Here is a 21,124-nt window from a genome sequence, read left to right as displayed (position 1 = left end):
GTATGTGAAGCAACGCTACACAGTCAGTGCAGTTATTCTCGCTAGTGCTTCAAAGTTTGCCTAGGCAGAGTAAGAAGCATGGCCATCCGGGACCGTTTGCTCGCCGTGTTCGTCGCCGTCCTGTGGGGCCTCAACTTCATTGCGATCCACGCCACACTCGGCCAGTTCCCGCCGATGTTCGCGGGCGCGCTGCGGTTCCTGCTGATCGCGATCCCGACGGTGTTCCTCGTGCCGTGGCCGCGGGTGAAGCTGCGTTACCTCCTCGGGTACGGGCTCGGGTTCGGCACCGGGCAGTTCGCGTTCCTGTTCGTCGCGATGCACCTCGGGATGCCGACCGGGCTGGCGTCGCTGGTGCTGCAGGCGTCGGCGCCGTTCACCGTGCTGCTGGGCGCGGTGCTGCTGCGGGAACGCGTCTCCGGACGGCAGCTGGCCGGGATCCTGCTCGCGGTGGCGGGGATGACCGCGATCGCGTGGCAGCAGTCCGGGCAAGCGGCGCTGGTGCCGGTGGTGCTGACCTTGCTGGCCGCGCTGAGCTGGGCGATCGGCAACCTGAGCATGCGCCGCGCGGAGCCGGACAACCCGCTGCACCTGACGCTGTGGATGTCGGTGGTGCCGCCGCTGCCGATGCTGGCGCTGTCGAGCATCTTCGAGGGCCCCGGTGCCGCCTGGCACTCGCTGACGACGCTCGGCACCAAGACCGGCCTGATCGGCGTCGCGGGGCTGGCGTACGTGGTCATCTTCGGGACAGTCATCGGGTCCGGCATCTGGACCACCCTGATGCGCCGCAACCCGGCGGGCGTGGTCGCGCCGTTCTCGCTGCTGGTGCCGGTGGTGGGGCTGACGGCGTCGTTCTTCATCCTCGGCGAGGTGCCGACGGTCCTGACGCTGGTCGCGGCGGCAGTGGTGATCGGCGGGGTGCTGCTGGGGTCGTTGCGGCGGAAGCCCGCGGTCACGCCGGAGGAATTGCTGCCGGTGTGAGGGTCACCGGCAGCGGGCCGCGCCTTGGGGCGTGAATACGAACCTGTCGATGAACTTCGTCCCGCCATAGCGAGTCGCCAGCAGCACTGCCTCCGGCTCGTCAGGCGTCCCGGTGGCGCTTGTTCCTGGCTCGGTTCCGCTCCCGAGATGGAAAAAGACAAGCGGGTCGTCGAGGTGCACGGTGCCGTAAGCGAACGTCTTCGAGAAAGCCGGGTTGGGCCCGCCGAGAAGTACCGACGGTGGCCCGGCCTCGGCGAGGACTTCGCTGTGGCTCCGGTCGCGGGCACACCACGACCGCATCCGGTTTCGGAGGCGGTCGTAATCCGCTCGGGACAGCGTGTTGTCCAGGGTGAGCCAGCCGCGGCGGTGCGCGATCTCGGCGTAAACCGACGCCATGATGTGCGAGTCCCTCTCGCCCATTACGAGTTCGACCGCGCCGCTCACCCCGGTGGAGACGAACGCTCCCCGTGCCCGGAGTTCGGTCAGGTCATCGGCCAAGAGCCGCTCACATCCGTCGGCGAACGCGACGGCATCGAGAAACAGCCGGAGCGCGCTTTCCCCGCCGTACATGCCCGGCCTGCGAAGGGCGGAGTTCAGCTGACGAAGCAGATAGTCGCGGACCTCGCCGATTGTGCGGCTCGTGCCGTCGTCACTGGTCATCGTTCGCTCTCTGTTCTGTTGCCCGGGAACAGAAATCCCCCGGTGAGTCCGCGGACTCACCGGGGGATTTCAGGGGCGAAAACCTCAGGCCACCGCGTCGTTCTTCTCGTCCGACGAAGAGGACGAGGACGACGCCGAGTCCGCCGCGTGGCGGGCCATGCGCTTCTTCAGCACCAGCGTCACCACCACGCCGATCACCAACGCCGCTCCCAGGCCTGCCCACTGGAAGCCCTTCAGCCACTTGTCGGCGACCACGCCCAGGTAGTAGATGAGCGCCGTCGTTCCGCCCGCCCACACGATGCCGCCGAGGGCGTTCGCGATCAGGAAGCGCGGGTAGTGCATGTTGAGCGACCCCGCGAGCGGGCCGGCCAGGATGCGCAGCACCGCGACGAACCGGCCGAAGAACACCGCCCACATGCCGCGTTTGTGGAACATCCGTTCGGCGCTCGCGATGTGATCGGGGCCGAAATGCTTGGGGAACTTCCGGCCCGCCCACGCGAACAGCCGTTTGCCGCCCTTGCGGCCGATCAGGTATCCGATGCTGTCGCCGATGATCGCGCCCGCGGTGGCCAGCGCGCCGATCCACACCGGGTTCAGCCCGCTGTGCGACGACGCCAGCAGCGCCGCGCTCACCAGCACGATCTCCCCCGGCAGCGGGATGCCCAGGCTTTCGACCATCACCACCAAGCCCACCAACAGGTAGACCGAGAGCGGAGGGATCGCCTCCAGCACGTGGTCGATGTTCACTGCCAACCCCCTTGTGATTCGTGCCTGGTCTCCGCAGGGTACCCAGCTCGCGGCGATCCTCGCGTCCACCTGGAGTCGGGGGTGGGGTCCGCCTTCCGGCAGGGGTTTTTCAGGGTTTTTCCGACATAACACGCAAAGCGCGCGATTCGAAGTACTCCCGTTCCGGCAGGCTCAAGGTGCGCTGCGCGGCTCGGACGTAGCAGTCGTGCGCGCCTCGCGGGTCTCCGGACAGTTCCAGGAGATGTGCGCGGACGACGTCGGCGCGGTAGTGGTCCACGTCGGCGGCGTCCAGTTCGCTCAGCGCGAGCGCCGGGCCTTCGACGCTGGCGAGCGCGACTAAGCGGTTGAGCGTGACCATCGGGCCGGGGGCGATCTGCTGGAGAAGGTCGTACAGCACCAAGATCTGCGGCCAGTCCGTGGCGGCGGCGGTCGGGGCTTCGTCGTGCACCGCGGCGATGGCGGCCTGCAGTTGGTACGGGCCGACTGGGGTGGTCGCCAGCGCGTGTTCGATGAGTGCGCTGCCTTCGGCGATCGCGGACGCGTCCCAGAGCGAGCGGTCTTGTTCCGCCAACGGCACGGGGATTCCGTCCGAGCCGGTGCGGGCGGGGCGGCGGGCGTCGGTGAGCAGCATGAGGGCGAGCAGTCCGGCGACCTCGCCGTCGGCAGGCCGCAGCGCGTGCAGTTGCCGGGTGAGCCGGATGGCCTCGGCGGTCAGCTCGACCCGGTTCACCGCGTCGCCGGAGCTAGCGGTGTGGCCTTCGGTGAACACCAGGTACAGCACCTGCAAGACCGCGGCGACGCGTTCCGGCAGCTCGTCCTGCGGCGGCAGAGCGAACTCCGCACCGCGCAGTTTGTGTTTCGCCCGGCTGATCCGTTGGCCGATCGTCGGCTCCGGGACGAGGTACGCCCGCGCGATCTCGGCGGTGGTCAGGCCGCCGACGGCGCGCAAAGTGAGGGCCACTTGCGACGGTCGGGTCAACGCCGGATGGCAGCAGAGCAACAGCAGGGTGAGGGTGTCGTCCTGCTGCGGCACGAGTTCGAAGGACGGCGGTTCCAGCGCGGCGACCGTCTCCTCACGACGGATCCGCGCGGCTTCGTTGCGCCACATCTCGATCCGCCGCCGGGAGGCCGTCGTGATGAGCCAGGCCTTCGGATTGTCCGGGACCCCGTCCTTCGGCCATTGCACGGCGGCGGCGAGCAGCGCCTCCTGCACGGCGTCCTCGCATTTGCCGAAATCGCCGTAGCGGCGCACGAGCGCGGTCAGCACCTGCGGGATGAGATCGCGCAGGAGGCCGTCGATCACAGCTCGAAGTCCACGTCGCCGGTCAGGCCCATCACCGGCCGCACCTCGATCGTCGCGAACGGGGCCTCCGGGATCCGCGCGGCGATCTCCAGCGCGCGGGCCTCCGAATCGCATTCGAGCAGGTAGAACCCGGCGAGCTGTTCCTTGATCTCGGCGAACGGGCCGTCGGTGGTGCTCACACCGTCGGTGCGCACGTGGACCTGCTTCGTCAGTTCCGGCGCGGCCAGCCGCTCGGAGACAATCCGCTCGCCTTCCAGCTCCTCGTGGAACCGCTGGTAGGCGCGCAGGCCCTCAGCCTTCTGCTCGTCGGTCATCCCCGCCCAGGCCGCGCGCGACGCCGGGTTGCCGTAGATCAGGACCAGATACTTCATCCGAAGCCTCCTCGAAAAGTTTTCTACCCCTGATGTCGAAGCCGCGCGGACAGCTTCGACGTCCCGGACGTAACCCGCATCCGGGAAAAGGAGAACACAAAATGTCCGAGAACGAGATCCGCGACCTGCTGGCCGAGCACACCGCCGCGACGCACGCGAAGGACCCGCAGCGGCTCGTCGCCTGCTACGCGGACAAGGCGGTCCGGTTCGACCTCGCCCCGCCGCTGCGCACGACCGGCGCTTCCGCGGAGTACGTCACGCAGTGGTTCAGCACCTTCGATGGTCCGATTTCCCGCACCTACCACGACGAGGAGATCACCGTGTCCGGCGATCTGGCGGTGGTGACAGCGCTGACCAAATTGACCGCGACCCCGCAAGGCCAGAGCGAATCGTTCACTCTCTGGTTCCGCAGCACGTTTGCCTTGCAGCGTCGCGAAAACGGCTGGCTGATCTCGCACGAGCACAGCTCGACGCCGTTCCACATGGACGGTTCGTTCCGCGCCGCCGTCGATCTCCAGCCCTGAAAAGCCGTGAGGGGAACCCTGAGGGAATCAGATTCCCTCAGGGTTCCCCTCACGGACGGTTCAGAGGATCTCGGCGGCCGAACCGACGTCCGGCGGTCCGAGGTCGGGGTTCAGCGCCCCGGCGTCGACCAGCTCCACCTCGACCTTGTGCGGCTGGATCCGCCCGTCGCGGATGTCCTCCGCGTAGTGGCACGCCACCCGGTGCCCGGCCCCGATCTCGCGCAGCTGCGGACGATCGGTGTCGCACAGGCTTTCCTGCTTCCACGGGCAGCGCGTGTGGAACCGGCAGCCCGACGGCGGATTGGCCGGCGAAGGAAGGTCACCGGCGAGCAGGATCTGCTCCCGGCTGTCCTCCACCACCGGATCCGGCACCGGGATCGCCGACAGCAGCGCGCGCGTGTAGGGATGCAGCGGGTTCTGGTACAGCTCCTCCGACGTCGTTTCCTCGACCAACGCGCCGAGGTACATCACGCCGATCCGGTCGGAGATGTGCCGGACCACCGCGAGGTCGTGCGCGATCACCACGTAGGTGAGACCGAGCTCTTCCTGCAGATCCTCCAGCAGGTTCACCACCTGCGCCTGCACCGAAACGTCCAGCGCGGACACCGGTTCGTCGGCGACGATCAGGTCCGGCTCCACCGACAGCGCACGCGCGATGCCGATGCGCTGGCGCTGACCGCCGGAGAACTCGTGCGGATACTTCCGCAGCGCGGTCTCCGGAAGGCCGACCGCGTTCAGCAGCTCGCGCAGCCGTTTCGCGGTGGATTCCTTGTCCTTGTCGAGCCCGTGCGCGCGCATGCCCTCGACGAGAATCGACTCGACCGACTGGCGCGGGTCCAGGCTCGACATCGGGTCCTGGAACACCATTTGCATCCGCCGCCGCGCCTTGCGCAACTGCTCGCCCTTGAGCTTCGCGACGTCGGTGCCGTCGAAGACGACCTTGCCGTCGGTCGGCTCGTTGAGCCGCAGGATCGCGCGGCCCAGCGTCGACTTGCCGCAGCCGGATTCGCCGACCAGGCCGTAGGTTTCGCCGCGGCGGATCGACAGGTCGACCCCGTCGACCGCGAACACGTGGCCCACCGTGCGGTCCACGACGATGCCGCGCTTGATCGGGAAGTGCACCTTGAGGCCGGTGACCTCGAGCAGCACCTCGTCGGTGTTCGCCACCGTCATCGGGTTCCTCCTCCTGCCGCCACGGCGGGTTGCACCGGGTTGTGGCAGCGCAGCAAGCCGTTCCGGTCGGGAACGAGCTCCGGCGAATGCTCCAGGCAGGCCGCGACCGCGTTCGGGCAGCGCGGCGCGAACGCGCAACCGCCGTCCCACGGGATGTTGTCGGCGACCGAACCGCGGATCGGCACCAGCTTCTCGCCGCGGCCCTCGTCGAGCCGCGGGATCGAGGCCAGCAGGCCGTGCGTGTACGGATGCCTCGGCTGCGCGAACAGCGAATGCCGTTCCTGGCGCTCCACGATCCGGCCGCCGTAAAGCACGTTGACCTCGTCGCAGAGCCCGGCGACGACGCCGAGGTCGTGCGTGATCATCACCAGCGCGGTTCCGGTGTCCTGCACCAGTTCCCGCAGCAGGGCGAGGATCTGCGCCTGGATCGTCACGTCGAGCGCGGTGGTCGGCTCGTCCGCGATGAGCAGCCGGGGACGGCACGCCAGCGCGATCGCGATCAGCGCGCGCTGGCGCATCCCGCCGGAAAGCTGGTGCGGGTACTCGGAAAGCCGCCGCGTCGGGTCGGGAATGCCGACCTTGTCGAGCAGTTCCGCCGCTTCGATCCGCGCCTTCTTGCGCGGCATGTCGCGGTGGCGCTCCAGCACCTCGGTGATCTGCAGCCCGATCGGGATGACCGGGTTCAGCGAGGACAGCGGGTCCTGGAACACCATGCCGAGATCGCGGCCGCGCCGGTCGCGCATCTCGCGGTCGGACAGGGTCAGCAGGTCGGTGCCCTCGAAGCGCACCGAACCGCTGACGGTGTTGCCGCGCTTGGCGAGCAGCCGCATGATCGCGAGCGAGGTCACCGACTTGCCGCAGCCGGACTCGCCGACCAGCCCGACCGTCTGGCCGGGTTCGACGTCGAAACTCACGCCGTCGACCGCGGTGAACGGGCTTTCGCCGCGGCGCTGGAACACGACCTTCAGGTCGCGGACTTCGAGAAGTGCCACGGGGTCACCGCCGGTTCTTCGGGTCGAGGGCTTCGCGGAGGGACTCGCCGAGCAGCGTGAACCCGAGCGCCACGATGATGATCGCGATCGCCGGGTAGTAAGCCAGCTCGGGCCGGATGTCGAGGAAGTGCTGGGAAGCGTTGCCCAGCATCAATCCCCACTCCGCGCGGGTCGGGTCCGGGTCGCCGAGACCGAGGAACGACAGCGCCGCGGCCTCCAGGATGGCGGTCGCCAGGGTCAGCGTCGCCTGCACGATCACCGGGCCGAGCGAGTTCGGCAGCATGTGCCGGAACACGATCGTCGTCCGCTTCACGCCGAGCGACGTCGCCGCCAGCACGTGGTCCGCCTCGCGCTGGGCGAGCATCGAACCGCGCAGCAGCCGGGCGAAAATCGGCACGCCGATGATCGACACCGCGATGATCACCGTCCACTGGCTCGGCTTCGCGAACAGCGCCGCGATCGAAATCGCCAGCAGCAGCGAGGGAAACGCCAGCAGCACGTCGACGATGCGCATGAGGACGGTGTCGACCCAGCCGCCGAACGCGCCCGCGAGCCCGCCGATGAGCGCGCCGAGCAGCACGCCGATCACCGTGGCGAGCACGCCGACCAGCAGCGTCTGCTGCGCGCCGATCAGCAGCCGGGACAGGAAGTCGCGGCCGAAGTCGTCGACGCCGAGCGGGAATCCGGGCTGTGCGCCCGGAATGATGCCCCGGCCGAGGATGACCTTGTCCTGCAGATACCGGACCTGCGGGTCCTTCGGCGCGAGCAGCGGCGCGAAAATCGCCAGCAGCAGGAACAGCACGGTGATGACGCCGCCGACGATCGCCACCGGGCTGCGCAGCATCCGGCGCAGCGCCTCGGCGCCGAGGCTGCGCCCGCCCGCCGACGCGGCGGCGAGCTTGTCGATCGGCTCTTTCTTCTTGTTCAGCAGAGTGTTCACCGCACACGCACCCTCGGGTCGATGAGCCCGTAGGAAATATCCACGAGCATGTTCACGAGCACGTAGACCAGTGCCCCGAGAAGCAGCAGCGCCTGCAGCCGCGGGTAGTCCCGCTTGTCGATCCCTTCCGCCAGAAGGAATCCGAGGCCGCGGAAGTTGAAGACCCGCTCGGTCAGCACGGCGCCGCCGAGCAGCGCGCCGGTCTGCAGGCCGATCGTGGTGATCACCGGCAGCAGGGCGTTGCGCAGCACGTGCCGCTGGCGGACCACGGGCTGCGTGAGGCCCTTGGAGTTCGCGGTGCGGATGAAGTCCTCGTTGAACACGTCGAGCACCGACGCGCGGGTGATCCGGGTGATCACCGCGAGCGGAATGGTGGCGAGCGCGAGGGCGGGAAGAATGAGGTGCTTGATCGCGTCCCAGACCGCGTCCCATTCGCCGGTCATCATTCCGTCGAGAATGGCGAAATGCGTGACGACGGTGGCGTCGATGCCGGGAGCCTGCCTGCCCTGCGACGGCAGTCCGAGCGGCGTGGAAAGCAGGTCCTGCATCATGTAGCCGAGGAAGAAGATCGGCACCGCGACGCCGACCAGGGTCAGCACGATGATGACGTTGTCGACGATCTGGCCGCGGAACCGGGCGGCGAGATAGCCGAACGAAATGCCGGCCACCACGGCGATGATCATCGCGGTGATGCCCAGTTCAATGGTGGCGGGAAGGAACGTGCCGATCTCCGACATCACCGGCCGGGACGACACGAGCGAATTGCCGAAATCCCCGGTGACCGCACGGCCGAGGAATTTGAAGTACTGCACGAAAATCGGCTGGTCGAGGCCGAGCACGTGGTTCAGGTTCGCCAGTTTTTCCGGCGTCGCCTTGTCCCCGAGCAGAGCGGACGCGGGCCCGCCGGGGAGTGAGCGCAACCAGGCGAACACCAGGATGGACAGGATGAGGAGCGTCGGGATCGCTTGTAGCAGCCGACGCACGAGAAAACGGAGCACGAGTAGTCCTTTGTGTACAGCCCGGGAACGAGGCCAAGGGCAGGCGCGGTAGCGCCTGCCCTTGGCCTGGCTGCTCAGTGGTGCACGTCAGCCGATCGTGACGGTGTCGAAGCGTTCGTCGGTGAGCGGGCTGGCCACCACGCCCTTGATCTTCGGGCCGACCACGATCGCCGGCGTCGGGTAGGCGATCGGGATGGCGGGCAGGTAGTCCATGATCTTCTTGTTGGCGTCCTGGTACGCCTTGGTGTGCGCGTCGCCGGCCGGCGCGGCGTCCGCGTCGGCGAGCGCCTTGAACAGATCCGGGTTGTCGAAGCCGAATTCCGGCTTCTTGCGACCGAAGAAGGTGCCGACGAAGTTGCCCGCGTCGTTGTAGTCACCGGTCCAGCCGAGCAGGTGGATGTCCTGCTTGCCGTTCTGCTGCACGTCGTCCTTGTACCCGCCGTTCCACGACTCGGCGACCGGCTGCACGTTGATGCCGATGGCCTTCAGGTCCTCGGAGATCGCGGTGTAGGTGTCGGCCGGGTTCGGCATGTAGGGCCGGGTGACCTCGGTCGGGTAGTAGAACTTGATGGTCATGCCCTCGGCGCCGGCTTCCTTCAGGAGCTGCTTGGCGCGGTCCTTGTCGTACGGGTACTTGGTCACGTCGTCGGTGTAGCCGGAGATCGCCTTCGGCACGAACTCGGTCGCGACCTCGGAACCCTCGGCCAGCTTGGAGCGCACGAACTGCTCGCGGTTGATGCCGTAGGCCAGCGCCTGGCGGACCTTCGGGTTCTGCAGCTTCGCGCCGTTGGGGCCGCTCTGGTTGATGCCGAGGTAGAGCACGTTGAACGACGGGCGGATCAGCACCTGCTCGCCGTCGTTGCGCAGCAGCCCGTAGTCGGCGGGGGCCGGGAAGTCGTACCCGTTGATGTCGCCGGCCTTGAGGGCCTGCTTGCGGGCGTTCTCGTCCGGGATCACCTTGAACACGAGCTTGTCCAGCTTGGCAGGCTGCGGCATCGTGCTGGTGTCGTTGCGCACCAAGGTGATCTGGCCGTTGCCCTGGTCCCAGCTCTCGAACTTGAACGGGCCGGTGCCGGTCGGGTGCTTGTAGCCGTACTCCGGGTACGTGATCGACGTGCCGGAGCCGGTGACCTTGTCCGCGTTGTACTTCTGCAGCGCGGTGGGGCTCTGGATCGCGAACGACGGCAGCGTGAACGCGGCCGGGAAGGCGCCCTTCGCGCGGGTCAGGTTCAGGACCGCGGTGTGGTCGTCCTTCGCCTCGCAGCTCTGGTAGACCGGCTTGCCGGTCGTGGTGCCCTCGTTGTTCTTGAAGCCCTCGAAGACGTCGCCGTAGTAGATCATCTGGCTCTGGGCGGTGGCGCCCTTCATGTTGTACCAGCGATCGAAGTTGAAGCAGACGGCCTTCGCGTCGAACGCGGTGCCGTCGCTGAACTTCACGCCCTGCTTGAGATCGAACGTCCAGGTCTTGCCGTCGTTGCTCGGCGTCCACTTCGTGGCGAGCGACGGGGCCAGGTCAGCGGTGCCCGGCTTGTTCTGGATCAGCGTGTCCAGCATCTGCCGGGTGATCCGGAACGTCTCGCCCTCGTCGTTGAAGATCGGGTCGAACATCTTCGGGTTGCCGGTGTTGCCGAAGACCATGGTGCCCCCGGAACCACCGCCTCCGGACTCGTCGCGCTTCGATTCCGCGCACGCGGACAGCGAGACCGCGAGCGCGCCCGCGAGTCCGATCAGAGCTGCCCGGCGTGTTCGGGTCAGCCGCAATTGCTGCATCTGGCACCCCTTGGGAATGTTCGGTGTATCGAAATTCACCGTCGGCGGTCAGTTCGGGAAGACCAGTGCGATCGGTGTGTTCGGTGACACTAGCGGGAACTCGGCCCCCGCTTAAGCACGTGAGGTTACGATCGCGCTACGTAAACCCCAAATTGACCGCAACGTGTCGGCAATTGTGCGCTCTGCGTAGCGAAAACCGCCGGTTTGGTACGTTGAGTGGCGGTTTGCTCACCCGGTTGGCCTAGCGGAGCGGGTTGTCCGTTCCGGGTGCCGTGGATGTTCCGGAACCCCTGCGACGGGCCTTCGGAGTTGCCCGCGAAGGGCACTGAAACAGCCCGAATGCACTCGAGTTTCCAGTGCTCGCGCATTCCGCGCAATAGCCGTTTTCGCTGGCCGCAAACCGATGTCGAGCAGGCATTCCGGTTGTTCAGACCAGCTGGTCCGCGGCCTCGCGAGTGCCGTCGACAGCGAACCAGCCGCGTTCGAACAACTGCCAGCGCCGCAGTTCGCCGCGGGCCGCTTCGCCGTCCCGGGCGACTGCCCTGGACAACCGTTCAGCCTCGGTGCCGCCCTCGATCCAGCACAGCCGCGAAAGCCGGGACCGGACCGCCTGACGTCCACTCGAGACGCCTTCCAGCACCAGCACCTCGGGCACCTCGACGCGCACCAGCACACCGGGCCGCGGCGTGCCGGAGGTCCAGTCCACCTTGCGGTACTCGCCGGGCCTGCCTTGCGCCAGCGGCGTCAGCACGCCGTCTTCCAGCTGCGGCCACCACGCGACGGGATCGTCCCAAGTGGCGAAGGCATCAGTACTGACCAGCGCCGCGCGCGAGCCGAGAGCGTCGACCGTCTCAGCGGCGAGAGTGGACTTCCCGGCCCCGGACGGACCGTCGATGGCGAGCACCCGGACGCCGCCGAGCCGGGGCGGAGCGGCGAGCAGTGCGGAGATCAGAGCACGCGTGCCGGGCTCGCTTCGGGCAGGCCGTCCACATTGTCAGGCGCGGACGTGCGCTTCTCCAGCTCGGCGATGCGCGCTTCCAGGTCGCGCTGGGTGTCTTCGAGTTCGCAGCGCAGCAACGCGGTCTCCTCGACCGCGGTCCGCACCTCTTCCTCCAGGTGCCCGACCTCGGTCGAAAGCTGCAACGCGACCAGCGCCAGCACCACGCCGGCCAGGAAAAACACGAAGTTCGACGGGGTGGCGACCCCGGTGAGATGCGCCAGGAACTCCGCGACTGGCGGGACCACCGCGAGCACCACGACGCCGAGCGCGACCACGAGCCAGATGCCGGCGTACTTCTCGCGCAGCTTGCGCCGCCGCATCATCTCGACGACGACGAGCAGCACCAGCGCCGCGATGACGATGCTCAGTACCTGCCAGCCTGCCATGGCAGCCTCCCTACGCCGCTGCGGACGAGTCGACGGACGGACGACGGCGCACGAGCGCGAGCAGCAGGGCGAGCCCCGCGCGGCCCAGGTACACCGCGGACTTCACCGGCGAATGGCTCGGCTTGCCGCCCGCCCGTTCGCGCATGACCACCGGAGTCTCCCGAATGGACAGCTGCGCCCGGATCGCCATGACCAGCGCCTCGACCGTGTCGCCGAGGTACTCGGCCGGGTAGTAGCCGGCGAACAGGCGGATCGCGCGCGGGCCCATCGCCTTGAACCCGGAGGTGACGTCGGTGAGCTTGCTGCCGGACAGCCTGCTGAACACCAGCGACAGCGCGACCATCGCGTACTTGCGCGGCCCGACCGCGCGGTAGGCGCCCTTGCCGGCGAACCGGGAGCCGATCGCGATGTCGGCGCCCTCGTCGAGGAGCCGCAGCAAGGCACCGACCTCGTCCGGGTCATGCTGGCCGTCCGCGTCGACCTGGACGACAGCGTCGTAGCCGCGTGCGGCGGCGTAACGGAAACCGGTGCGCATCGCGCCGCCCACGCCGAGGTTCACCGACAGCCGGGCCACCCGGACGCCGCAGGCGCGGGCGAGTTCGGCGGTGCGGTCGGTCGAACCGTCGTCGACCACCAGCACGTCCGCAGCCGGCAGCGACTGCTTGACCTGGGTGAGCACCGAAGCAACGCTGTCTTGTTCGTTGAGCGCGGGCATCACGATGAGCACGCGTCGAGTGCTCACGGATGTGCTGGACACGGCAGTCACCATAACCGCTTACTGACCGTTCGCCGTGGTAGGGGCGGTCACGCCGGACTGTCCGGCGATTTCGTAGATCGTCGCGCCCTCGTTGTGGAACACCACGCGGAACTGCGGTCCGGGCCGGACCCGCGCCACGCCGACGGACTCGATCGCGTTTTCCGCGGCCTTCCCCCTGGCCTGGATCAGATAACGCACCCGCAGGTCGGTGAGGTCGGCGCGGACCTGCTGGTACTTGTCGATGTCGTTGACCCACGCGCTCAGGTACGCGGCCTTGGTGTTCGCCTCGGCGCCGTAGAAGGTCCACTCGACCGGCTGAACTCCGGCCAGCGCGTACATCCACGCGGACCCGTCGGACCGGTTGTTCATCACCCGCTCGCCCGGCACGGTGTGCTGGCCCAGCCAGGCGAAGGCGGCTTCCTCCGCCTTGGAAACGGTCGGCCCGTCCTGGTAGGTGACGGCCAGCCGGCTCGCGTTGCGGCCGGCGTAACCGCCCTTGCTCAGGCCGCCGCACACCACCAGCAGCAGTGCGACCCCGACCACGCCGAGCATGGCCGGCTTGAGGTTGACCCGCGGCTGCACCTTCCGCGCGAACCAGGCGGCGGCGGTGTGCGCGAACTCTCCGAACGCGACCGCGCCCGCCAGCGGCACCAGCGCGGCGATCCGCCAGTGGTCGTTGTAGAAGAGGCTGGTCATCTTCTGCATGATCGGCGAGTTGATCGACACCGTCAGCATGAAGAGGCCGCCGAACACGACGTACGCGGCGACCAGCCACAGCATCCGCCGGTGCCGCACCAGCAGGACGAGCCCGACGAACGCGGGCACGCCGATCCACCACTGCGGGAAGTCCGACATCGGGGAAAACGTGATCGTCTGGCCCAAGCCGCCGGCGAGCGTGGTCTCCGGCGCCCAGTACGCGCTCGTGACCCCGCCGGCGTTGTACAGCGAGGGCAGCACCAGCGGCACGCCGAGCACGATCGCCAGCACTCCGGTCGCGATCAGCGAAGGCAGGCTGCGCCGCCATTCGATCTTCTCGAAACGGCAGAGAACGGCGACAAGAATGAGCAGGAAATAAACAACGACCACGAACACGACACTGGTGTGCAGACCGCACAACCCGGCCACGCCGACCCCGATCGCGACCGGACCGGCGATGCCGTTCGGCTTCAGCAAATAGCGGCCGAGCGCCAGCATCGCCGGAACCAATGCGACCCCGGCGACGTAGGGCCACAACGGACCGCGCCACAACGAGTCGTACGGGAAGGCGCTGAACCACGTGCTGACCGCGGCGGCCGCGGCGGTGCCGAGCGCGGGCATTCCCCAGACCCGGCACAGCGCGGCGACCCCGAACGGCACGGTGAAAATCACCGCCAGCGCGGCAAGGTTCAGCGTGGGCATCATGGTCAGCCCGCCCTTGCCGAAAACCAGCGCGAGCAAGGCGTGATACGTGTCGGGATAGAAGTAGTTGCCCTGGTTCGGCAGGTTGGCGATAGTGCCCACAGTGGACGGCCGGGCGTCGCCGTGTTCGGCGATCCAGCGGATCAGGTTGCCGTGGAACGGCGCGTCCCAGCCCTGCTGGACGGTGTTGATCCCGTTGGCGCCGCGCAAGAAAGTGACCGTGCCCACGCCCAGTGCGACGACGACGCCCGCCGCCATCACGAGGTGGTCGCGCAGCGGCAGCTTCTCCGGCTCCTCGCCCGCCCAGTCCGGGTGCCTGCGGGCACGCAGCCGTTGTGCCGCGAACGCCAGGCCGAAGCCGACGGCGGCGAGCACCAGTGTCCACAGCACGACGTCGAGGAGCGACCAGCGGATGCCGAGGCCGCCCAGCACCGGGACGCCGAGCGCGATGATCCCGAACGTCAGCAGCGGCGCCGCCGCCGCGAGCGTCCACCCGCGCAACCGGATGGCCGCTCCGAAGACGAGCCCAGGCACCCAGAATGCAAGCAGCACCAAAAGAACGTTCATCGAATTCGAATCCAACCCTGATTGGCTTTCGCCATCCGACGCGCGCCGGGAACCGGCGGCTCGGAACTCACACTACTGCGACGCTAAGAACACGCTTCACCCGTGTCAGACGTTGCTTCCGCGGACGAATTGGCGAGTACGAACACCAGTACGACGACGAGCCCGGCCATCGGAGCGACGGCGAGCGAAACGACGGCGCGCAGCACGGTGTCGCCCGGAACCGCGAGCAACAACGCGGACGCGGTGACCGCGACCACTGCCCAGGTGATCAACACGCGGTTGGCCTGAGCGCGCGCCACCAGCACGGCGGTGAGCAACTGCATCGGCACCAGCAGCACCGAGGACCACACGAGCCCGGCGACCGCCCAGCCGTCCACCTGGTACTTCGGGCCGTTGACGAACTGCACCGCCCACGGCCCGATCAGCATGCCGACCAGCGCGCCGAGCGCGGCCAGCGCGAGCGCGGCGAAGGTGCCCAGCAGCAGCACCCGGCGCAGCCTGCTCCGGCCGTCCGCAGTGGCGGAAAGCCGCACCACGAACGGCACAGCGAGCGACTGCACCGGCGCGACCAGCGTCAGCGGCAGCCGGGCGATGACCAGCGCGGCGAACACCGCGCCGAGCCGCTCCCGGTCGCCGCCGGGGGCGAGCAGGCCGACCAGCGCGGGGTACCCGGTGATGACCGTCGCGGTAAGCGCCGCGCCGAGCAGCAGCATGAGCATCCGGCGGCTGGTGACCCCCCAGCCGTCGCCGTCCGCGCGGACGTCCAGCAGCCGCCACGCCTTGCGGATGAACAGCAGCCAGGCGAACGATCCGGCCGCGACCGCCAAGGCCAGCGGCACCAGCCGGTACGCGGTGGCGATCACCAGCAGGCCCAGCACCAGCGCGCGGACCGCGGGTTCGGCGACGATCAGCCCGGCGAAGTGCTTGACCTGGTGCTGGCCGATCAGCAGGCCGCGCACGCCGAACTGGCAGGCGAACGCGACCCCGCCGGCCACCACCACGAGAGCGAGTTCCCAGGTGCCGTGGAACAGCCGGTCGTTGATCGGCGGGATGAGCAGCGCCAGCCCGAACGCCCCCGCGGCCGCCGCCGAGACGGCCACCGCGCGCAGCGCTCCGCGACCCGCGACGCCGCCGGTCAGCGCCGCCGTCGCGGACTGCCGGGAGAGCTCCTGCTCCAGCGGGGACAACGCGCTGCCGAGGCCCATCAGGAGGCCCCAGAAGGTGAGGAAGGTCGCGTACTGGTCCGGCGGCAGCAGCCGCGCGCAGGCGACGGTGAGGACGTAGCCGAGGATGATCGCCACGATCAGCGAACCGCCGAGCTTGCCCGCGGTGCGATGGGTGTCCCGGACGACACCGTTGGCCGCCTCGCCGGTGTCCGCCACGCTCATCGGCGCCGCAGCCGAGCGCGCAAGGCGAGGAACAACCCGCGGAACACACCCGAACCGAACCCGGCCGCGAACACCGGCAGCAAGGTGCCGACCGCCCGCGCCTCGGCGGTGCTGGCCCCGCACTTCTTGACCGCGGCCGCAGCCGCCGCCGACCCGGCGATCCCGAGCGCGGCAGTCGTTTTCGGCTTCTTCACCGCCAGTCCGGCTCCGACCGCGCCGACCGCGAGCGCGCCGAACAGCGCGGTGCGCGCCGGCCCGGGCGAACCGAGGTAGGAATCCACGTATGTGGTCCCCCGGAAGAACGACTGCGCCCAGAACTTCTTGAGCGAATCGCGGCCGTGGTAGGTCCCGGAGAACTGCGGGGCAAGGTGAATGCGCGCGCGTTCGGCGATCCAGCGCAGCATGCGGGTGTCGTCGCTGGCCAGCCGGACGTCGTCGAACAGCGATTCGAAAGCGGCGGCGGAGCCCTCGAGCAGATCGCGGCGGGCGCAGAAAAATCCGGTGCCCTTCGGGTACAGGTCGAATTCCTCGATACCGAACGACGTCAGCTTCGGATCCGCGAAGTACTTGCGCCACGAGAATGCGACGAGCCCGGCCATGAAACCGGCGTAAGGATTGCGTTCGGACGCGACGTTGATGTGGCCGTTCCAGGCCGTGCGTTCCGGGTGGCCGGTCAGCTGGTCGCGCAGAAAACCGAGGCTGCCGGTGTCCACGAGCACGCGACTGTCCAGCAGCAGCAGCCATTCGCCGGACGCCTTCGCCATTCCGGCCCGGCGAGCCTCGAACCGGCCGCTGTTGGACTGGCTCAGCACGGTGATGCCGTGCTGGTCGCGCAGCCGGGCGAGCCGGGCGGGCGTGCCGTCGGTGCTCCCGTCGTCCACGACAAGGATTTCCACCGGCCACCGCGCCGCCTCGGCCGAGGCGATCAGCGCGCCGACGCTGCGGTCGATCCAGTCTTGTTCGTTGTAGACCGGAATGACGACGCTGAGCGACGGGAGGGGCGGATTCGCACTCACCCCGGCGAGGCTACCCTGTACCGGGCGGGGCGGAGCGCACAGCATCCTGGCCCGCGCCGTTGACCTGCTGTTCACCCGGCTGTGGCCGGCCCGGAGATTGGGTGATCCACGGTGATTTCGTTCATTGTCGGCACCACCGCGGAACTGATCAAAATCGCGCCGGTCTTCCATCGCGTCGCCGAACGCGGAGCGAAACCGGAGATCTGGTTCACCGCACAGCACGTGGACGAGGTCGCGGACGTGCTCTCGGATTTGAAGCTCCCGGAACCCGCGCTGTGGTTCGTGCCGCGTGCGCAGGCGCACAATCTCGAATCCCCGGCCCAGGTGCCGGGCTGGGCGGCGCAGGTCATGCGCACCGCGTGGAGCCGCCGCGCCGAACTGCGCGCACGGTTGTCGTCGGACGGCCGCCCGCCGCTGGTGCTGGTGCACGGCGACACGTTCACGACGCCGTACGGGGCGTTGATCGGCAAGAAGGTGCTGAAGGCCCGCGTCGGCCACATCGAGGCGGGCACGCGGTCGGGCAGCATTCTGTCGCCGCTGCCGGAAGAACTGAACCGCAAAATCGCCGGGAGGCTGGTGGACATCCACTTCTCCCCCAGCGAGCGCGAGGTGCAGAATCTGCGCAACGCCCGCGGTGTCGTGGTGAACACGGAAGCGAACACGGCGATCGACTCGATGCGCCAAGTCGTAGACCAGCCGCTGGATGTCCCTGGTTTGCCGGAAAAGTTCGGCCTGGCAACCCTGCACCGATTCGAACTGGTCTCCCGCGCGGATAAGTACCGTGAGGTCTTGGAAATCCTGCGCGCGCAGAGCCGCAAGATGCCGATCCTGTACATGGCAGGCGCCCCCGAGCGGGAAAAGATCCGGGCCCTGGGCTTGGACAACCTGTTCGACGACAAGTTCATCGCCCAGCCGAAGATGCGGTATCTGAAGTTCCTGCCGCTAGTCGCCCGAGCCGAGTACGTAGTCACGGACTCCGGCGGCCTGCAAGAAGAATGCGGCTACCTCGGCCTGCCGTGCGCCGTCCACCGAGCCCGCACCGAACGCCACGTAGGAATCGGCGAAAACGTAATCCTGACCGAAATGCGCGGCGACAAACTGCAGGAATTCCTAGACACCTACGAACACCGCCGCAGCGATTCCTGGATGGACAAATACCACCCGTCCGACATCGTAGTGAACTCACTCGCACAACTAGGCTACTGCTAACCCAGCCACAACCAGCCACCCCTAACCAACGCGCCCACAACGCGGGATCGCGTCGGCGTCTGACGGAGCTGCGCACCATGATCGAGCCGATCGACGCGCACAGCACGCCCAGCACGCCGCCTTCGGCGCAGGACGGGACCATCCCGGGGGGCGGCGGCTCGGGGTAGAGATCCCGGTAGTTGAGACCCTTGCCGTTCGGGGCGTCCTCCCAGAAGACGCTCACCTGGCCTTCGAACCGGAAGATCGAACCCCACACGTACGGCTTGCCGAGCAGCACCGCGGCGTCGTTCACCAGGTAGCGCGTGGCGAAGTTGTCGGTGCCGTCGAGGATCAGGTCGTACTGCTCGAAGATCTCCAGCGCGTTCGCCGATTCGAGGCGCTCGGTGTGCAGGTGCACCTTGACCAGCGGGTTGATCTCGGCGATCGACTCCTGCGCCGACGCGGCCTTGAGCTTGCCGACGTCGGACTGGCCGTGGATCACCTGGCGCTGCAGGTTGGATTCGTCGACGACGTCGAAGTCGATGATGCCGAGCGTGCCCACGCCGGCGGCCGCCAGGTACAGCAGCGCCGGGCTTCCGAGGCCGCCCGCACCGATGACCAGGACCTTCGCGTTCTTCAACCGCTTCTGCCCGACCACCCCGACGTCCGGGATGATCAGGTGACGGCTGTACCGGGCCACCTCTTCCTTGGTGAGCTCGGCTGCCGGCTCGACGAGCGGCGGCAGTGCCGTGTCTGACATCGGGTCCTCCATACTCGCGCGGGTCGCGTAGTCGATCCCAGTATCCCCAACGCGCGCTGGCAAGAGGGACTTCCCTGCTCCCAGATGGTGAGACTCTGTTACTGGCCCGGCGGGGTCGGGTTCGGCCACGCGTTCGGCTTGCACACGTGATGGTCCGCGGCGACCTTGCCCCGGTCGCCGCCGGGGATGTTGTTGAGCATCGCGACGTAGTCGTCGTTCACGCCGAACGACTGCTGCATCATCACCGGCGCGGGCTGGTCGTTTCCTGGGCAGCCCACGTGGTTGTTGCCCAGCGCGTGCCCGACCTCGTGGTTGATGGCGTACTGCCGGTAGCCCGTCATGTCCGAGCCGTAGACCTTCGCGCCGCGCACCCACCGCGACAAGTTGATCAGCACCCGGCCCATGCTTCGCCGGTAACAAGACGCTTCGAATTTGATCTGGAACCCGCACGCGTCCGGCCGGTGCGTGGTGTCCGGCGTGGTGAGGCTCACCCGGAAACTCGGGTTCGGATAGCTCGCGTCGACCCGCTGCAGCCGGATCTCGCCGTTCCACGTCCAGCTGCGCGGATCGGACAAAATGCCCTGCACCGCGGTGCCGAAGCTGTCGTCGCCGGCATAGCTCGCCGGATCGATGCCGTCCTCGACCTCGACTGTGTACGTGTAGAGCTTCCCGGACTTGCCCACGACGTCGCCGGCCCCCGGCACGACGTGCCAGGTGCCCTTGCCGGTCTGGGTGAAATTGCCGCCGTTGGGCAGGTCAGCGGTGGGCACGTTGAGGTTCACCGGCTGCGCGGGGTTCTCCGGGATGCCACCGCCGCCGTCGATCGCGCCCGAGGACGAATCTCCGGACGCGACCTCGCCGCTGCTGCCCGCCGTACCCGCGTCGGACGGGCCGGAAGCGGTGTTGACCGCGACCAGCACGGTGATCACGGCCAGGATCGGCAGCGCGTACACGCGCCAGCCGTAAGTCTTCACGAACCGGGCGAACGGCGACTGCTTCTTCTTCGGCGCCGGACGCTTCTCGGCGTCGTCCTTGGGTTTCCAGGCGGCGGCGAGCGGCTCCGCGCTGGTACGCCGTCCGCCCGGCCGGTATCGGTCCTCGCCGACGCGCTGCGCGGGCTTGCGCGCGGGCCGGTACTGGCCGACGCGCGGGGAGTCGGACTCCGGATCGCTCGAACCGGAAGAACCGGACGACCCCGAAGACCCTGAACGCCGGGCCGACCCGGCGGTCGGGCCCCGCCGGTCTTTCGCTCGCGCGTCCTGCTTCAGCCGGTCCACCGATCCAGGGTGCCACACGGCGGCGACGTTCCCGGCAGCGACTGGCGGGCTCCCCGGCGACGAGTGGTCCCCCGTTCGGGCTACCAGGTACCCCGGTCCGCGCCCTCCCACAGACCGAGCACGGCCCGCGCGACCACCTGCGGACGTTCCATCTGGGCAACGTGTCCGGTGCGCGGGAGGACCAGCATCCGGGCGTGCGGAATCGTCTGCGCGGTCCGCAGCGCGCGCTTGACCGAGATCACCCGGTCGTGGAGTCCCCAGACCACCAGCGTCGGAGCCTGGACCTGTTTGGCGACCGACCACAGCGACCCGGCGCCGAGCGCGGTCCAGCGCCGGAAGATGCCGAACGTGCTGCGCTCCATCGCGGCCAGCGCCCACGGGAAGCCGGCGCGCGCGGCGTGCTCCTCGACCAGTTCGTCCAGCCGGGCGTCCGGAAACCGCGACGGATCGTGGAAGCACAGCTTGATGACCTGCGCGGCGCGTTCGCGGGCGGTCATCCCGGCCATCCGGCGGCGCACCCGCGCCCCGACCACCGGGAGGTAGGCCAGCGCCATCAGCGGATCGGACAGCCGGCGCGGGTCCGGGCGGCGGTCCGGCATCGCCGGGGAGATCAGGGTGAGAGTTCTCACCAGCTCCGGCCGCCGCGCCGCGACCAGCAGCGAGATCGCGCCGCCCATCGAGTTGCCGAGCAGATGGACCGGCTTGCCGATCCGCTCCAGCCTGCCCGCGATGACCTCGGCGTGGTCGTCGAGGCTGTACGCGAACCCGTCCGCCGGTTCCGAATAGCCGAATCCAGGCAGGTCAACGGCCTGTCCGGGCGCGGTCGGGGCGAGCAGCGCGGCGAGGTCGGTCCAGTTCGTGGACGATCCGCCGAGCCCGTGCACGTACACCGCGGGCGTGCCGTCGGGACCGGGCGTGTGCCGGATGTGCA

20 protein-coding genes and 1 pseudogene are annotated in these 21,124 nt (G+C 68.5%); 3 read left to right on the top strand and 18 right to left on the bottom strand.

The genetic code is table 11. The features are described 5' to 3' along the window. Positions 1-78: 78 nt before the first annotated feature. Complete coding sequence (locus ACWDNU_RS11020; RefSeq protein WP_370933424.1) at positions 79-978, top strand: EamA family transporter; 900 nt, start codon at positions 79-81, stop codon at positions 976-978. Between the two features lie 3 nt (positions 979-981). Here the strand turns inward: ACWDNU_RS11020 and ACWDNU_RS11015 are convergent, their stop codons facing one another. The 4 genes from ACWDNU_RS11015 to ACWDNU_RS11000 form a co-directional block, all read right to left on the bottom strand. Continuing rightward, complete coding sequence (locus ACWDNU_RS11015; protein WP_449668655.1) at positions 982-1,638, bottom strand: hypothetical protein; 657 nt, start codon at positions 1,636-1,638, stop codon at positions 982-984. An 84-nt stretch (positions 1,639-1,722) separates the two neighbouring features. Next, positions 1,723-2,385: a DedA family protein gene (locus ACWDNU_RS11010; RefSeq protein WP_370933420.1), complete on the bottom strand. Its 663-nt coding sequence runs from the start codon at positions 2,383-2,385 to the stop codon at positions 1,723-1,725. Positions 2,386-2,494: 109 nt separating this feature from the next. After that, on the bottom strand, positions 2,495-3,688 hold the full coding sequence (locus ACWDNU_RS11005) for an RNA polymerase sigma factor (RefSeq protein ID WP_449668654.1): 1,194 nt from the start codon (positions 3,686-3,688) through the stop codon (positions 2,495-2,497). Continuing rightward, a complete protein-coding gene (locus ACWDNU_RS11000) occupies positions 3,685-4,059 on the bottom strand; it encodes a YciI family protein (protein ID WP_370933416.1) in 375 nt (124 codons plus the stop codon). The genes ACWDNU_RS11005 and ACWDNU_RS11000 overlap by 4 nt, the downstream gene beginning before the upstream one ends. Before the next feature lie 101 nt (positions 4,060-4,160). On the opposite strand from ACWDNU_RS11000, the gene ACWDNU_RS10995 reads away from it, so the two are divergent. Next, positions 4,161-4,583 (top strand): YybH family protein, encoded by a 423-nt coding sequence (locus ACWDNU_RS10995; RefSeq protein ID WP_449668653.1) that lies wholly within the window; start codon positions 4,161-4,163, stop codon positions 4,581-4,583. 60 nt (positions 4,584-4,643) lie between these two features. On the opposite strand, the gene ACWDNU_RS10990 is transcribed toward ACWDNU_RS10995, so the two are convergent. The 11 genes from ACWDNU_RS10990 to ACWDNU_RS10940 all read right to left on the bottom strand — a co-directional run bounded on the left by ACWDNU_RS10990 (position 4,644) and on the right by ACWDNU_RS10940 (position 16,968). Next, positions 4,644-5,756: an ABC transporter ATP-binding protein gene (locus ACWDNU_RS10990; RefSeq protein WP_370933413.1), complete on the bottom strand. Its 1,113-nt coding sequence runs from the start codon at positions 5,754-5,756 to the stop codon at positions 4,644-4,646. Then, positions 5,753-6,748: an ABC transporter ATP-binding protein gene (locus ACWDNU_RS10985; protein WP_370933411.1), complete on the bottom strand. Its 996-nt coding sequence runs from the start codon at positions 6,746-6,748 to the stop codon at positions 5,753-5,755. Before ACWDNU_RS10985 ends, ACWDNU_RS10990 begins: the two co-directional genes overlap by 4 nt. Before the next feature lie 4 nt (positions 6,749-6,752). After that, complete coding sequence (locus tag ACWDNU_RS10980) at positions 6,753-7,688, bottom strand: ABC transporter permease (protein WP_370933409.1); 936 nt, start codon at positions 7,686-7,688, stop codon at positions 6,753-6,755. Further along, a complete protein-coding gene (locus ACWDNU_RS10975; RefSeq protein WP_370933408.1) occupies positions 7,685-8,686 on the bottom strand; it encodes an ABC transporter permease in 1,002 nt (333 codons plus the stop codon). The genes ACWDNU_RS10980 and ACWDNU_RS10975 overlap by 4 nt, the downstream gene beginning before the upstream one ends. A gap of 87 nt (positions 8,687-8,773) precedes the next feature. Further along, a complete protein-coding gene (locus ACWDNU_RS10970) occupies positions 8,774-10,456 on the bottom strand; it encodes an ABC transporter substrate-binding protein (RefSeq protein ID WP_370933406.1) in 1,683 nt (560 codons plus the stop codon). A 427-nt stretch (positions 10,457-10,883) separates the two neighbouring features. Beyond that, positions 10,884-11,360, bottom strand: a complete 477-nt coding sequence (locus ACWDNU_RS10965; protein WP_370933404.1) for a uridine kinase family protein — start codon at positions 11,358-11,360, stop codon at positions 10,884-10,886. A 44-nt stretch (positions 11,361-11,404) separates the two neighbouring features. Beyond that, positions 11,405-11,842: a DUF2304 domain-containing protein gene (locus tag ACWDNU_RS10960; RefSeq protein WP_370933403.1), complete on the bottom strand. Its 438-nt coding sequence runs from the start codon at positions 11,840-11,842 to the stop codon at positions 11,405-11,407. Between the two features lie 10 nt (positions 11,843-11,852). After that, positions 11,853-12,611: a glycosyltransferase family 2 protein gene (locus tag ACWDNU_RS10955; protein ID WP_370933401.1), complete on the bottom strand. Its 759-nt coding sequence runs from the start codon at positions 12,609-12,611 to the stop codon at positions 11,853-11,855. A 6-nt stretch (positions 12,612-12,617) separates the two neighbouring features. After that, a complete protein-coding gene (locus tag ACWDNU_RS10950) occupies positions 12,618-14,564 on the bottom strand; it encodes a DUF6541 family protein (protein WP_449668652.1) in 1,947 nt (648 codons plus the stop codon). 83 nt (positions 14,565-14,647) lie between these two features. After that, entirely contained in the window at positions 14,648-15,952 is a 1,305-nt protein-coding gene (locus ACWDNU_RS10945; protein ID WP_449668651.1) for a hypothetical protein, read from the bottom strand. Then, complete coding sequence (locus ACWDNU_RS10940; protein ID WP_449668650.1) at positions 15,949-16,968, bottom strand: glycosyltransferase family 2 protein; 1,020 nt, start codon at positions 16,966-16,968, stop codon at positions 15,949-15,951. Before ACWDNU_RS10940 ends, ACWDNU_RS10945 begins: the two co-directional genes overlap by 4 nt. A gap of 111 nt (positions 16,969-17,079) precedes the next feature. On the opposite strand from ACWDNU_RS10940, the gene ACWDNU_RS10935 reads away from it, so the two are divergent. After that, complete coding sequence (locus ACWDNU_RS10935; protein WP_449668649.1) at positions 17,080-18,177, top strand: UDP-N-acetylglucosamine 2-epimerase; 1,098 nt, start codon at positions 17,080-17,082, stop codon at positions 18,175-18,177. 58 nt (positions 18,178-18,235) lie between these two features. Here the strand turns inward: ACWDNU_RS10935 and ACWDNU_RS10930 are convergent. The 3 genes and pseudogenes from ACWDNU_RS10930 to ACWDNU_RS10920 form a co-directional block, all read right to left on the bottom strand. Beyond that, positions 18,236-18,916 (bottom strand): annotated as a pseudogene (locus tag ACWDNU_RS10930) (ThiF family adenylyltransferase); the annotation flags it as partial. Positions 18,917-19,014: 98 nt separating this feature from the next. Then, complete coding sequence (locus tag ACWDNU_RS10925) at positions 19,015-20,193, bottom strand: DUF3152 domain-containing protein (RefSeq protein ID WP_449668648.1); 1,179 nt, start codon at positions 20,191-20,193, stop codon at positions 19,015-19,017. Positions 20,194-20,273: 80 nt separating this feature from the next. Beyond that, the coding region (locus ACWDNU_RS10920) for an alpha/beta hydrolase (RefSeq protein ID WP_449668647.1) at positions 20,274-21,124 on the bottom strand (851 nt) is incomplete at its 5' end.

The sequence above is a fragment of the Amycolatopsis sp. NPDC003676 genome (assembly GCF_053587275.1).
This window is presented reverse-complemented; position numbering and strand designations above follow the sequence as displayed.

Coding starts and splice junctions, on each gene's coding strand:
- ACWDNU_RS11020 (WP_370933424.1), top strand. CDS start 79: ATGGCCATCCGGGACCGTTTGCTCGCCGTGTTCGTCGCCGTCCTGTGG.
- ACWDNU_RS11015 (WP_449668655.1), bottom strand. CDS start 1,638: ATGACCAGTGACGACGGCACGAGCCGCACAATCGGCGAGGTCCGCGAC.
- ACWDNU_RS11000 (WP_370933416.1), bottom strand. CDS start 4,059: ATGAAGTATCTGGTCCTGATCTACGGCAACCCGGCGTCGCGCGCGGCC.
- ACWDNU_RS10995 (WP_449668653.1), top strand. CDS start 4,161: ATGTCCGAGAACGAGATCCGCGACCTGCTGGCCGAGCACACCGCCGCG.
- ACWDNU_RS10990 (WP_370933413.1), bottom strand. CDS start 5,756: ATGACGGTGGCGAACACCGACGAGGTGCTGCTCGAGGTCACCGGCCTC.
- ACWDNU_RS10970 (WP_370933406.1), bottom strand. CDS start 10,456: ATGCAGCAATTGCGGCTGACCCGAACACGCCGGGCAGCTCTGATCGGA.
- ACWDNU_RS10960 (WP_370933403.1), bottom strand. CDS start 11,842: ATGGCAGGCTGGCAGGTACTGAGCATCGTCATCGCGGCGCTGGTGCTG.
- ACWDNU_RS10955 (WP_370933401.1), bottom strand. CDS start 12,611: ATGGTGACTGCCGTGTCCAGCACATCCGTGAGCACTCGACGCGTGCTC.
- ACWDNU_RS10950 (WP_449668652.1), bottom strand. CDS start 14,564: ATGAACGTTCTTTTGGTGCTGCTTGCATTCTGGGTGCCTGGGCTCGTC.
- ACWDNU_RS10945 (WP_449668651.1), bottom strand. CDS start 15,952: ATGAGCGTGGCGGACACCGGCGAGGCGGCCAACGGTGTCGTCCGGGAC.